This is a genomic window from Pseudomonas sp. MF6394 (assembly GCF_002018845.1).
Lineage (GTDB): Bacteria > Pseudomonadota > Gammaproteobacteria > Pseudomonadales > Pseudomonadaceae > Aquipseudomonas > Aquipseudomonas lactis.
Map to the genome: position 1 here is coordinate 39,838 of NZ_MVOJ01000018.1, position 13,207 is coordinate 53,044.

Annotated in this window: 10 protein-coding genes; 7 read left to right on the top strand and 3 right to left on the bottom strand. The window is 62.5% G+C overall.

The genetic code is table 11. The annotated features are described in order from the left end of the window. Positions 1-24: 24 nt before the first annotated feature. Positions 25-423 carry a helix-turn-helix domain-containing protein gene (locus tag MF6394_RS18815; protein WP_003191911.1) on the bottom strand — a complete coding sequence of 133 codons (399 nt, stop codon included), beginning with the start codon at positions 421-423 and terminating at the stop codon, positions 25-27. 206 nt (positions 424-629) lie between these two features. Here MF6394_RS18815 and MF6394_RS18820 point away from each other — a divergent pair, with 206 nt between their 5' ends. The 5 genes from MF6394_RS18820 to MF6394_RS18840 all read left to right on the top strand — a co-directional run bounded on the left by MF6394_RS18820 (position 630) and on the right by MF6394_RS18840 (position 5,908). Then, a complete protein-coding gene (locus tag MF6394_RS18820; protein ID WP_003191909.1) occupies positions 630-1,538 on the top strand; it encodes a LysR family transcriptional regulator in 909 nt (302 codons plus the stop codon). Positions 1,539-1,756: 218 nt separating this feature from the next. Next, the gene (locus tag MF6394_RS18825) at positions 1,757-2,347 is read left to right on the top strand and encodes an antibiotic biosynthesis monooxygenase (RefSeq protein ID WP_034134487.1); all 591 of its coding nucleotides are present in this window, start codon (positions 1,757-1,759) and stop codon (positions 2,345-2,347) included. Continuing rightward, positions 2,344-4,182, top strand: a complete 1,839-nt coding sequence (locus tag MF6394_RS18830) for an amidohydrolase (RefSeq protein ID WP_078467265.1) — start codon at positions 2,344-2,346, stop codon at positions 4,180-4,182. The genes MF6394_RS18825 and MF6394_RS18830 overlap by 4 nt, the downstream gene beginning before the upstream one ends. A 29-nt stretch (positions 4,183-4,211) precedes the next feature. Then, complete coding sequence (ycaC, locus tag MF6394_RS18835; RefSeq protein ID WP_003191905.1) at positions 4,212-4,829, top strand: isochorismate family cysteine hydrolase YcaC; 618 nt, start codon at positions 4,212-4,214, stop codon at positions 4,827-4,829. A gap of 197 nt (positions 4,830-5,026) precedes the next feature. Next, positions 5,027-5,908: a LysR family transcriptional regulator gene (locus MF6394_RS18840; RefSeq protein WP_044269582.1), complete on the top strand. Its 882-nt coding sequence runs from the start codon at positions 5,027-5,029 to the stop codon at positions 5,906-5,908. Here the strand turns inward: MF6394_RS18840 and MF6394_RS18845 are convergent. Both MF6394_RS18845 and MF6394_RS18850 read right to left on the bottom strand, forming a co-directional pair. Continuing rightward, positions 5,895-6,932: an AraC family transcriptional regulator gene (locus tag MF6394_RS18845; protein WP_078467266.1), complete on the bottom strand. Its 1,038-nt coding sequence runs from the start codon at positions 6,930-6,932 to the stop codon at positions 5,895-5,897. The genes MF6394_RS18840 and MF6394_RS18845 overlap by 14 nt on opposite strands. Position 6,933: 1 nt before the next feature. After that, positions 6,934-7,848, bottom strand: a complete 915-nt coding sequence (locus MF6394_RS18850; RefSeq protein ID WP_078467267.1) for a GGDEF domain-containing protein — start codon at positions 7,846-7,848, stop codon at positions 6,934-6,936. A gap of 805 nt (positions 7,849-8,653) precedes the next feature. Here MF6394_RS18850 and MF6394_RS18860 point away from each other — a divergent pair. Both MF6394_RS18860 and MF6394_RS18865 read left to right on the top strand, forming a co-directional pair. Beyond that, complete coding sequence (locus MF6394_RS18860; protein WP_078467268.1) at positions 8,654-11,167, top strand: TonB-dependent receptor; 2,514 nt, start codon at positions 8,654-8,656, stop codon at positions 11,165-11,167. Between the two features lie 171 nt (positions 11,168-11,338). Further along, positions 11,339-13,204, top strand: coding sequence for a phytase (locus tag MF6394_RS18865; RefSeq protein WP_078467269.1), 1,866 nt, complete (start codon positions 11,339-11,341; stop codon positions 13,202-13,204). The last annotated feature ends 3 nt before the right edge of the window (positions 13,205-13,207 follow it).

Below are 13,207 nucleotides of genomic sequence, written 5' to 3' on the forward strand. Positions count from 1 at the left end.
CATATTCCAGGTGCGCGCAGACCACTAGGCAGCGATCACATCAGGTTTGCTGCGCGAGTGGTGGTTTCGCCAGGTCATCGGGTTGACGCCTTCGCTGCGGGTGAACATATGGCAGAAGTGCGCCTGGTCGCAAAAGCCACATTCCAGGCTGATCTGCGTGAGGCTCAGGGACGAGCCGGTAATCAATTCCTTGGCGCGTTGGATGCGTTGCTGGCGAATCCATTCCTGGGGCGACAGCCCGGTGGTGCATTTGAAGGCGCGGGAAAAGTGGCTGCGCGACAAGGCGCAGGCCTGGGCCAGGTCGGCGATCGCCAGGCTTTCGCCGAGGTTGGCAAGGATCAGTTGCTTGGCGATGCGCTCACGCCGGGGGCACAGGCCACCGGTGGCGGGCAACCGGGGGGCATATTGCTCGAGTCGGGCCATGACAAATATCCGCAGTCGATGGGAACGTTCCCGGTGGATGGGTGCAGTGTAGACGCGCTTCATCTTGTTGCCGGGCCGCCTGGCTGACGAGTTAATCGTTGTTAATTTCGCCAGGTGCGGTGCTGGAAAAGACAGCACAGCTATGCAATCCCTGGCGTGCGGTGCATGCTTCCCTGGCCCCCCTGGAAAACGTTTGGATAGCGCCCATGAACCGCAACGATCTGCGCCGTGTCGATATGAACCTGCTGGTGATTTTCGAAGCCTTGATGTTCGAGAAAAACCTGACCCGGGTCGCCGAAAAACTGTTTATCGGCCAACCGGCAGTCAGCGCCGCGTTGGGCCGTTTGCGCGATTTGTTCGACGACCCGTTGCTGCTGCGCAATGGCCGTGCCATGGAACCCACCGCGCGTGCACTGGCGATACTCAAGGAGCTGCAACCGGCCATGGACACCATCTCGGGCGCCGTCAGCCGTGCCAAGGATTTCGACCCTTCCACCAGCTGCGCGGTGTTTCGCATCGGCCTGTCCGATGATGCGGAGTTCGGGCTGTTTCCGTCGTTACTCAGCCGCCTGCGCGAAGAAGCGCCGGGCATCATCGTGGTGGTGCGCCGCGCCAATTACCTGTTGATGCCCTCGCTGCTGGCCAGCGGTGAAATCTCCGTGGGGGTCAGCTACACCACCGATTTGCCGGCCAATGCCAAGCGCAAGAAACTGCGCGATATCCCCTGCAAGGTCCTGCGCGGGGATGACGGCGAGGCGCCGCTGACCCTGGATGACTACTGCGCCAGGCCCCATGCGATGGTGTCGTTCTCCGGCGACCTGAGCGGCAATATCGACCTGGACCTGGCCCGCATCGGCCGCTCGCGCCGGGTGGTGCTGGCAGTGCCGCAGTTCAGCGGGTTACGGGCGTTGCTGGCGGGCACGCAAATTATCGCGACCGTGCCCGATTACGCTGCGTGCGCGTTGACCGAAGGCACACGCCTGCGCGCCGAGGACCCGCCGTTTGCGATTGATGCAGCGGAGTTGTCGATGGTGTGGAGCGGGGTGCATGACAACGACCCGGCGGAGCGGTGGCTGAGGGGCAGGATTGCGGAGCACATGGCCCGGGCGACGTAGCTTTGCCGGTAATTGTAGGAGCGAGCTTGCTCGCGAAAAACCTGAGGGCGCCACGTTGAACCAGTAAGCCCGCGTTATCGTTGAGGTTCTTCGCGAGCAAGAACTAGGCGTCCCCCTCGCTCCTGCAACAAGCCAAACAGCACATACATCCAATTCTCCCCACCGCTCAACGGGCCAGACTCTCCCCATCGTTCAATACCCCGGGGAAGCACTCAGCCATGGATTCAACCGTCAACACCAGCCCCGACGAAGTCGTCACCCTGGTCGTCAAGCACCGGGTCAAACCCGGCTTTGAAGTTGAGTACGAAGCCTGGTTGCGCCGCATCGTGCGCATCGCGGGCGAACGCCCTGGGCACCTGGGTGTTGACGTGGTGCGCAGCCAGCAAAACGGCATGGCGCTGTTCACTTGCGTGCTGCGCTATAGCTCCACCAGCGCCCTTGAGCTGTGGCTCGGCTCCCCGCAACGCCAGGCCCTGATCGACGAAGCCGCGCCCATGCTGGCGGACGGCGACCAGACGGAAATCGGCGCGGCCAATGAATTCTGGTTCACGCCCCAGGCCGAGGGCGGTGCCAAACCGCCGCGCTGGAAGCAGGCGGTGGTCAGCCTGTTTGTGATCCTGCCGCAAACCTTGCTGCTGCCGTTTATCTGGGGGCCGATCCTGCGGTTGCACCCGTTTTTGTCCAATTACGTGGTCTCCACCTTCCTGGTCACCCTGACCATCGTGTTGCTGGTGGTGTACCTGCTGATGCCGGCGGCCACCCGCCTGTTCGCTCCCTGGCTTGAAGCCTCTGTAAAGGAAACCCTATGAACGCCGATCTGATTCTGTTCAATGGCCAGTTCCACACCGTGGACCGGGAAAACCCACGCGCCACCGCCGTGGCCATCCACCAAGGGCGCTTTGTCGCCGTGGGGACCGACGGCGAAGCCATGGCCCTGCGTGGTAGCGGCACCCAGGTCATCGACCTCAAGGGCCGCACCGTGATTCCCGGCCTCAACGACTCGCACTTGCACCTGATTCGTGGCGGGTTGAACTACAACCTTGAACTGCGCTGGGAAGGCGTGCCGTCCCTGGCCGATGCCTTGCGCATGCTCAAGGACCAGGCCGACCGCACGCCCACGCCGCAATGGGTGCGCGTGGTGGGCGGCTGGAACGAATTCCAGTTCGCTGAAAAGCGCATGCCCACCCTGGAAGAACTCAACCAGGCCGCCCCGGACACCCCGGTGTTCGTGCTGCACCTGTACGACCGCGCCTTGCTCAACCGCGCAGCCCTGCGGGTGGCGGGCTACACCAAGGACACGCCGAACCCGCCGGGCGGTGAGATCGTGCGCGACAGCAACGGCAACCCCACCGGCATGCTGGTGGCACGGCCTAACGCGATGATTTTGTACTCGACCTTGGCCAAAGGCCCGAAATTGCCCCTGGAATACCAGGTCAACTCCACCCGCCAGTTCATGCGTGAACTCAATCGCCTGGGCCTGACCAGCGCCATCGATGCCGGCGGCGGTTTCCAGAACTACCCCGATGACTACGCGGTGATCGAGCAACTGGCCAAGGATCAACAGTTGACGGTGCGCATCGCCTACAACCTGTTCACCCAGAAGCCCAAGGAAGAACTCAGCGACTTCAAGAACTGGACCGGCAGCGTCACCCTGCACCAGGGCGATGACTACCTGCGCCACAACGGTGCCGGCGAGATGCTGGTGTTCTCGGCGGCCGATTTCGAAGACTTCCTCGAACCCCGCCCGGACCTGCCGCTGGCCATGGAGCAGGAGCTGGAACCGGTGGTACGCCACCTGGTAGAACAGCGCTGGCCGTTCCGCTTGCACGCCACTTACGACGAGTCCATCTCGCGCATGCTCGACGTGTTCGAGAAGGTCAACCGCGACATCCCGTTCAATGGCTTGCCGTGGTTCTTCGACCACGCCGAAACCATCACCCCGAAAAACATCGAACGCGTGCGTGCCCTCGGTGGCGGTATTGCGATCCAGGATCGCATGGCGTTCCAGGGCGAATACTTTGTCGAGCGCTACGGCGCCAAAGCCGCCGAAGCCACGCCGCCGATCAAGCGCATGCTGGCCGAAGGCGTGCCGGTAGGGGCGGGCACCGATGCCACCCGCGTGTCGAGCTACAACCCCTGGACCTCGCTGTACTGGATGGTCAGCGGCCGTACCGTCGGCGGCCTGGAGCTGCACGCCGAGGGTTTGCCGCGCCTTACCGCGTTGGAGTTGTTCACCCACGGCAGCGCCTGGTTCTCGTCCGAGCAGGGCAAGAAAGGCCAGATCAAGGTCGGCCAACTGGCGGATGTCGCCGCGTTGTCGGCGGACTTTTTCAGTGTCGAGGAAGAAGCCATCAAATGGATCGAGTCGGTGCTGACAGTGGTCGGCGGCAAGGTCGTGTACGGCGCTGGCGACTTCGAAGACTTCGCACCGCCACGGGTACCGGTGCTGCCCGACTGGTCGCCGGTGGTCAAGGTGCCAGGGCACTGGCGCCCGACGTCGCCGATGCAGGCCCAGGTTCACCAGTGCAGCGGCCCTTGTGGCGTGCATGCCCACAGCCATGAAAAAGCGCGCCTTTCCAGCGTGCCGGTCAGCGACTTCCAGGGTTTCTGGGGGGCGTTCGGCTGCTCCTGCTTTGCTTTTTGAAAAACACCCCATCCCCAAAGGAGTTACCCATGACTTACAAGCGCTTGAACAAAGACGATGCTGTTGTGCTGTTGGTTGATCACCAGACCGGCCTGATCTCCCTGGTGCAGGATTTCTCCCCCAACGAGTTCAAGAACAACGTGCTGGCCCTGGCCGACGTGGCGAAGTTCTTCAACCTGCCGACCATCCTGACCACCAGCTTTGAAAGCGGCCCCAACGGCCCGCTGGTGCCTGAGCTCAAAGAACTGTTCCCCGACGCGCCGTACATCCCGCGCCCTGGCCAGATCAACGCGTGGGACAACGAAGATTTCGTCAAGGCCGTCAAGGCCACCGGCCGCAAGCAGATCATCATTGCTGGTGTGGTGACCGATGTGTGCGTGGCGTTCCCGACCCTGTGTGCCCTTGACGAAGGCTTTGAGGTTTTCGTGGTCACCGACGCTTCTGGCACCTTCAACGAAACCGTGCAACAAGCCGCCTGGGCACGCATGACCGCCGCCGGTGCACAACTGGTCAACTGGTTCTCGGTGGCCTGCGAGCTGCAAGTGGACTGGCGCAACGACATGGAAGGCCTGGCCAACCTGCTCTCGCCGCGCATTCCCAACTACCGCAACCTGATGAACAGCTACTCGGCGTTCGCTGCCAAGTAACCTGCTCTGTAAAACACCGCAAGACCCTGTGGGAGCTGGCTTGCCTGCGATGGCGGTATACCAGTCAACAGCATTGCTGGCTGATACACCGCTATCGCAGGCAAGCCAGCTCCCACATTTGATTGGGTTCACATTTTGGTTTGTGGTGTGACCACTGACAGGCTATAAAACAGCCCATCGTCCCCTGAGAAGCGACAATGAACCCTTTCGAAGACATGCGCCTGTTCTGCCAGGTCATGGAATCCGGCAGTTTTACCGCCGCCGCCGAGCAATTGGGCTTGTCCAAGCAATTCGTCAGCCGCCGCCTGATCCAACTGGAAGACCGCCTGGGCGTGCGCCTGCTCAACCGCTCCACACGGCGCCTGGACGTCACGCCGCTGGGCCAGAGTTACTACGAGTCGGCCTTGCGCCTGCTCGCAGAGGTGGAGCAGGTGGAGCAGGGCATCGCCGGCCAGAACAGCGAACCGCGCGGCACCATTCGCCTCAGTGCACCCTTGTCGTTCGCCATGGCGCACCTGGGCTGCCTGCTGCCGTTGTTTTTGCGCCAGCATCCACAGGTCTGCGTTGAAGTCGACCTGAGCGACCGCCCGGTGGACTTGATCGGCGAGGGCTATGACCTGGTGCTGCGCATCGGCACCCTGGAAGATTCCACCCTGATCGCCCGGCGGATTGCGGCTATCGAACGGGTGTATTGCGCCAGCCCCGACTACCTGGCGCTGCGGGGTACGCCATTGAAACCCGAGGACTTAACGACGCACGACTGCCTGCCTTACGGCCACGGCCGCCAGGTGCAATGGCGTTTCAAAGGCAAGTTGCAAGCCTTGAGCGTCAGCGGGCGCATGCGCGTCAATAACGGTGACCTGCTGCGCGATACCGCGATTGCCGGTTTGGGCGTTACCTATCTACCAACGTTCATTGTCAGCGAGGCCTTGAAGGACGGTCGTTTGGTCAAGGTATTGGAAGACTTTGCCCCTGAGGCCTTGACCCTGTCGGCGGTGTACCCGCAGCACCGCCAGAGTTCACGCCCGGTGCAAGCGCTGGTGGAGTTCCTGCGCGAACGCCTGGCTAGCGGCTGCTGAACAGTTGGCGGATCAGGTTGGGCGTGCTGCCCGTCCACCGCTTGAACGAGCGCCGAAAATTCGCCGCATCGTTGAAGTTCAGGTACGCCGCCACTTCCTCGTTACTCAAGCCCTTGGCCTGGTACAGGTGCAACGCCACGTGCTTGCGCACCCGGTCGACCTGTTGCTTAAAACCCGTGTCGTGCCGTTGCAACTTGCGCTTTAGCGTGGCCGGGCTCATGGCGAAGGTGTGCGCGGCCTGTTCCAGGCTCGGTGGCTGGCGCACGTGTTCGCGCAGGTAGCCGTAGAGGCAGTCCAGAAAGCTTGTGGCAAAGCCCAGTTGTTCGATTTGTTCAAGCGCTTGCTGGCGCGCGACTTGGCCCGCGGTGGCCGAAGCACCGGGCCAGTTGTGGGTGAGGTATTCACGGGGGAGGCACATCATGTCCAGCGGGCGTTCGAAGCGCGTGTGTTCGCCCAGATGCACCCAGTATTGCTCGACGTACCGGGGTTCGGCATGGCTGAAACTGCACACCCACGGCAAGCGTTGGCCGCTGAGCCAGTGGCTCATGGCGACCAGCGAAGTCATGCTGGCTTCCAACAGAAAGCGCCAGTGTTCGCCGGCGCCGCAGCTGTCCAACCAATACAGGTAAGCGTGATGCTCATCCAGCTCCAGTTGCAGCGTGGCCAGCGGGCTGAGCAGTACTTGTTGCTGGATCAGGATCTCCAGCGCCTGATGCAGGTTCTGTGCATGCCCCAGTGCATGACTGGCGGCGCCGTAGTAGCCGGGCAGCAGGCGTTGGCCAAACAGGAAACTGCTGTCATCGGCGTCCAGTAGTTTGCGGCTGTTGCCGATCAATCCCAGGAACTGCTGCGGGCTCAACCGCGCGTTGCCGGCCAGGATGTCTTCGTGGAACAGGCCGGTGCCGCGCAGCAGGCGATGGCTGTCGATGTCCCGGGACAAGCCCAGGTCGATCAACGTGGCGGGTTGATAATGACCGGGGATGAAGCGGCTGTCGTTTTCATACCAACGGGTTTTCACGGCCATTTCAGGCGCTTTTCGCAAGGGGCTGCTTGGCCCGGGCCAGGCCCAGGTTCAGGCGCTTGAGCAGCTCAAGGGGTGACTCTTGCAAGGCCATCACCACCGCTGTGGTGGCCGCCAGTTGCAAGCGTTCGCCCTGTTGCCGGGTCTTGTGGGCCAGGCTCTGCACCGCGTGTTGCAACTCCAGCGCCAGGCCCGGGGCCTGGCGCTCGCCGGTGTTGGGCAGCAGCACCACAAAACGATCGCCTGCCAGGCGGCACAACAGGTCCTGGCGGCGCAGGTTGAGCAACAGCACATGGCTGACCGCCTGTAGCACCGCATCACCCTCGGCATGCCCGTAGGCCTGGTTGATGGCGGCGAAGTTGTCCAGGTCCAGGGCCAGCAGCGACAGCGGTTGTTGCTGCTCTTGGCTGTCGCGCAGGCTGTCGGCGAGTTGGCGCTTGAGGTAGTCGGCTCCGGCCAGGGGCGTGAGCTTGTCGAACAGCCGGTGCTCGCGAAACAACCGCTCGCGTTTTTCCATCTGCGCGCTGATCGCCAGTTGTTCGTGGTGCCAGTGGTAGATACCGATCGTCAGCAGGATCATGCCCACCGGCATGGGCCCTGACTCCAGCCAGTGATCCCAGGAGATGCTGTCAGGCAGGCGGATGAATTCGTCGAGGCTGTCGATCCACCAGGAAAAAAAGATGCACGACAGCCCCAGTGCCAGGTATTGGGTGACTCGTCCGGCGGGGCGGCTTTTCAACACCAGGCCCAGCCAGATCAGCGCGAGCAGCGCCGAACCGCCTTCGCCGATGATATCCAGCCACACCCATTCGCTGACGCTTTTGAGCTCGCCGCAGGCCAGGTGCAGGAGCAGTCCGAGGTTGGCGGCGATCAGTAGCAACGCGAGTTTCCAGCGGTGGGGTTTGAGCACGGAAAACATGGCCACGGGTCCTTGGGCGAATGAGTAATGGGCACCAGCACAGCAGATGGATGTGACGGTTGGATGACGGGGTGGGAGGGTCGAATCAGCTCATGCTCTCGGTGCATTTTTCAGCTGAACATGGACCCCATGTGGGAGCTGGCTTGCCTGCGATGACGGCCTCTAAGCCGACACCTATCCACCTGACACCCCACCATCCAACTGTGGGAGCGGGCTTGCTCGCGAAGGCGGCCTGGCAGTCAGCACAGTTGGATTGTGTACATATCCATTGCTGCGGTAACGGCTACTTAGGGTTCCGCCCTGACGGCGGGTCACTTTTGGAAGGACCGGAATGCCGGCCCAGCCAAAAGTAACCAAAAGGTCCTCGCCCCACCACTCGGCACCTCGCTTAGGCTCGGTGTGCCCGTAATCCGCCAGTGATTTGGGGGGCCGCCGCCACGCGCCATCCATGGCGCGGGGCGGCTAAACCGGCATCCCTGCCGGTTTACCCCCCAAATCACTGTCGAATTCCGGCCAGCGTGGTTTAACGGGGCGCCTGAGATCAAGATCACAAGCAGATCAAGAGCAAGATCAAGAGCGGCTCGCTTCGCATCGTAGTTACCGTCGACCGCCTTCGCAGGCAAGCCAGCTCCCACCTCTGACCGAGGTCATTTCAGCTCATTTGAACCCTCCACACGCTTGTAAACTCCGCTTTGGCGGGCTCTGCCCGCAACCCTGTCACAGAACCGTCACGCCCCATCCCTAGCGTGCCCTCCCAGTTGCCGGGCCTCTTGCCTGGCGCCAACGGATTCTTGGGGAGGGTTTCATGTACAAGCGCACCGGGCTCGTCAGCTTTACGCTTACCGCCTTGGCCCTGGCGATAGCCTGCGAGCGGGTCAATGCCGCCGAAGCGGCCACCACCGAGCATGTCGATGTGGTCGGCCAAGCCGCTGCGATCGACAGCGCCCTCAAGGAGCAACGTTCTTCCGACAGCATCAAGAGCGTGGTGCATGCTGACGGCGTCGCGCAGTTGCCGGATGAGAACGTTGCCGAGGCGGTGCAGCGCTTGCCGGGCATCAGTGTTGAGCGTGACCAGGGCGAGGGGCGCTTTGTGAGCGTGCGCGGCCTGGGCCCGGATCTCAACAGCGTGACCATCAACGGCACCCTGGTGCCCTCGCCCGAGAGCGAGCGCCGTGCCGTGGCCCTGGATGTTCTGCCTTCGGAACTGGTGCAGTCGTTGTCGGTGATCAAGACGCTCACACCGGACATGGACGCCAACTCCCTGGGCGGCACTGTTGATGTGAAGAGCCTGTCGGCGTTCGATCACAAGGGCCTGTTCTACACCGGCAGCACTGAGGCCAGCTACGACAAGAACACGCACCAGACCAGCCCGAAATTCTCCGGCGCCGCCAGTAAGCGGTTCAGCCTCGGCGACGGTATCGACAACTTTGGCGTGGCGGCGGCGCTCAGTTGGCAGAAGCGTGATTTTGGCTCGGACAATGTCGAAACTGGCGGCGCCTGGGACTTCACTAACGGCGCCCGGCTCAACGAATTCGAGCAGCGCGACTACGACATCAGTCGTGAACGCGCCGGTGGCGGCCTTAACTTCGATTACAAGCCCGATGACTTGAGCAGCTACTACCTGCGCACGCTCTACAGTCGCTACAAAGACACCGAAACCCGCAACGCCGCCAGCCTCGAGTTCGCTGACCCGCAGGCGCCCGGTGAATTGGGCGAAGCCGAGGGTAAACGCAAGCTTAAGAACCGCGAGGAAACCCAGAAAATCCAATCCTACGTATTGGGCGGTGAACGTATGCTCGGCCTGTGGACCCTGAGCGGCCAGGCCGGGTACAGCCGTTCCAGCGAAGACAGCCCGGGGCATATTGCCGGTGCGACTTTCGACGGCGGTGACTTTGCCGACAGCGGCTTCTACGACAAGTCCAAGCCGCGCCCGATCGTTGGCAGTGGTTTTTACGACCCCGCCAATTTCAGCCTCGACAAAGTCGACTGGGAACAACAGCACACCCAGGACACCGAGAAGAACCTGCGCCTGGACCTGGCCCGCGACTATGACCTGCGCGGTTACGCATCCCAGTTCAAGTTCGGCGGCAAGGTCAGCCGGCGCCACAAGGACAATGACCTGGAGGCCTGGGTCTACAAGGACCTGGATGAACAGGGCTTGAGCGATGAACAACTCAACCTTACGCAGTTCCAGAAGGGCAACGTCGACTACCGTCTCGGCCGCTTTGGCCCAGGCATCAGCGCGGGCAATATCCGCCAGTTGATCGGCGGCCTCAATCGCGATGACTTCTATGACCCGACCGAATCCAGGGTCAACGACTTCACGATCCGCGAAGACATCAACGCCGGCTACCTGATGAACACCGTCGATATTGACGACTGGCGCTTCATCGCCGGCATGCGTTACGAGGGTACTGAGTTCGAAGCCAAGGGCACCGGCGCCACGGACGGCCAGTTCAGCGCCACCGAGACCAAGCGCCGTTATCACCATTGGCTGCCGGGCTTGCATGCGCGCTACCAGATTGACAAGAACACCCAAGTGCGCGCCGCCTGGACCAAATCGGTGGTGCGTCCGACCTTTGGCCAACTGGCCCCAGGTTTTGTGATCGACGATGACGAAGCCACCTTCGGCAACCCGGACCTCAAGCCGCTGGAATCGAGCAACCTGGACCTGGGCATTGAGCATTTCATGGGCCGCGCCGGTACCGTCTCGGCCTTCGTGTTCTACAAAGACATCCAGAACTTCGTCTACAACACCGACGTGGCCGGTACCGGTGCCTGGGCCAACTTCGCCGAGGCGCACACCTTTGCCAACGGTGACAGCGCCAAACTCTATGGCCTTGAGTTGGCCTACTCACAGAAGTTCGACTGGCTGCCTGCGCCATGGAACGGCTTGATGATCGGCGCCAACAGCACCTTCAGCCGTTCCAGCGCGGACATCGAGGGCTTCGACAGCGCCAGCGGGCGCAATCGCAAGCGCAACATCAGCCTGCCCAACCAGTCAGACACGGTCGGCAACCTGATGCTCGGTTGGGAGGACGACACACTCAGCCTGCGCCTGTCGGCCAATTACAAATCGGCCTATTTGTACGAGTTGGCGTCGATCAATGACAAGGCCCATGACCTGCACGTCGACGCGCAAACCTTCGTCGATTTCAGCGCGCGCTACTCACTGACCAAAAACCTGCAGGTCAGCTTCGAGGCACAGAACCTCACCGACGAGTCGTACTTCGTCTACACCGGCCACCGTAGCTACAACGGCCAGTACGAAGAGTACGGCCCCACCTACAAGCTGGGCCTGACCTTCACCCATTTCTAACCGTTGCCCCCTGTAGGAGCGAGCTTGCTCGTGAAAAACCTCAGCGATAACGCGGGTCGCCTGAATGAACGCGGCGCCTGTGCGTTTTTCGCGAGCAAGCTCGCTCCTACAGGGCATCAGGGCAAGCCGTCCCAAACGGGATCTCTATTGTTTTCGAAGGATTGTCTGTTCATGAGAATTTCCAAGCTGTGCCTGCTGGTTGCGTTGATAACCAGCGGCAATGCGTTCGCGACCGAGCTGGCGTTGACCCCTTGGGCACCCAGCCTGAATGCCCAAGCCGTGGCCTTCCTGCCCGGCGGCACCCAGCGCGTGGCCGCCAGCGCCCGCGACGGCCTGTTGTTGCTCGACGCTAAAGGCGCCGAACTGGCCCGGTTCAAGGGCCGTTTCAGTAGCCTCGACACCCGCGCTGCCGGCACTCAATCGCTGATCGCCAGCCTCGACAACGACCGCCAGCAGACCTTGCTGATCGGTCTGGATGGCGCCGGCAAAACCTGGGGGGCGCCGCTGTACCTGCCGACCCGCGACTTTGCGGTAAATAGCCTGTGCCTCTATCGCGATGCGGCGGCCAACCTGTTTGTGTTCCTGGTCGGTGAAGAGGGCAAGGGCGAGCAGTGGCTGGTGGGCAATGGTTCGACCCTGCTGGCCCAGGCGCAGCGTGTTCGCAGCCTGCCACTGCCGCCATCGGCGCAGTACTGCGAAGTGGATGATGCGGCCGAGCGATTGGTGGTGAACGAGCAAAACGTCGGCTGGTGGGCCTACCCGGCGCACCCGGAAGCTGAGGTGAAACGCACGCCCATGGCGCTGTTCGACGACCCCGCGCGCGAAGCAGGCGCCATGGCGCTGGTGCCGGGGGGGATGCTCGCGCTGGACCCGAAAACCGCGCAGTTGCAGCTGTTCCAGCAAGTCGGGGAGCGTTGGGTGGGGCAATCCAGCCTGGCCTTGCCGGGGCTCAAAGAACCGGAGCAACTGGTGATCCAGGGCCGGCAGGTGCTGGTGCGGGACGACGACAGCGGCCAGCTGTATCAGGCCCGCCTCGACTGGCAGGCCACGCCGGCGCCGGTTGCCCCGGTGCTAGCGCAAGTCGCCGCACTGCGCCAGACCGAACCCGTGGGTCGCCAAGGCGACGCGGCGGATGACCCGGCCATCTGGATTCACCCTGAAACGCCGGCCAAGAGTCGTGTGCTGGGGACCAACAAGAAACAGGGCCTGCTGGCCTACGATCTCGACGGCAAGTTGCTGCAGGAGCTGGCAGTGGGGCGCCTGAACAATGTCGACCTACGCCCAGGCTTCAAACTGGGTACGCACACCGTCGACCTGGCCGTGGCGAGTAACCGCGACCGCAATAGCCTGAGCCTGTTCAGCATCGACCGTCAGAGCGGCGAGCTGCGTGAAGCCGGTGAGGTCCCCACGCCACTCAAGGAGATCTACGGCATCTGCCTGTACCAGCCCGCCAGCGGTGAGCTCTACGCGTTCGCCAATGACAAGGATGGCACCTTCCTGCAATACCGCCTGAGTGCGCCGGCTGGCCGTGTGCAGGGCGAATTGGTGCGTCAGTTCAAGGTCGACAGCCAACCCGAGGGCTGTGTGGCCGATGACCAGCGCCAACGCTTGTTCATCGGTGAGGAAGATGTCGGCGTGTGGGCGCTGGATGCCCGTGCCGAGCAACCGGCCACGCTCACTTCGGTGATCAAGGTCGGCGCGCAACTGCATGCGGACGTCGAAGGCCTGGCGCTGTATCAAAGCCCCGCACGGGATTACCTGGTGGTCTCCAGCCAAGGCAATGACAGCTACCTGGTGCTGGACGCCGAGCCACCATTCGCTGTGCGCGGCGCCTTGCGCGTTGGCCTCAATGCGGCCGCCGGCATTGATGGCGCCTCGGAAACCGATGGCCTGGAGGTCACTGCCGTCAACCTCGGCGGGCCCTGGAGCCAGGGCATGCTGGTGGTGCAGGACGGGCGCAAGCGCATGCCCGAGCAAGCCCAGAACTTCAAGTTCGTGCCCTGGGCCGAGGTGAGCCGCGCGTTGAAATTACCTTGAGCT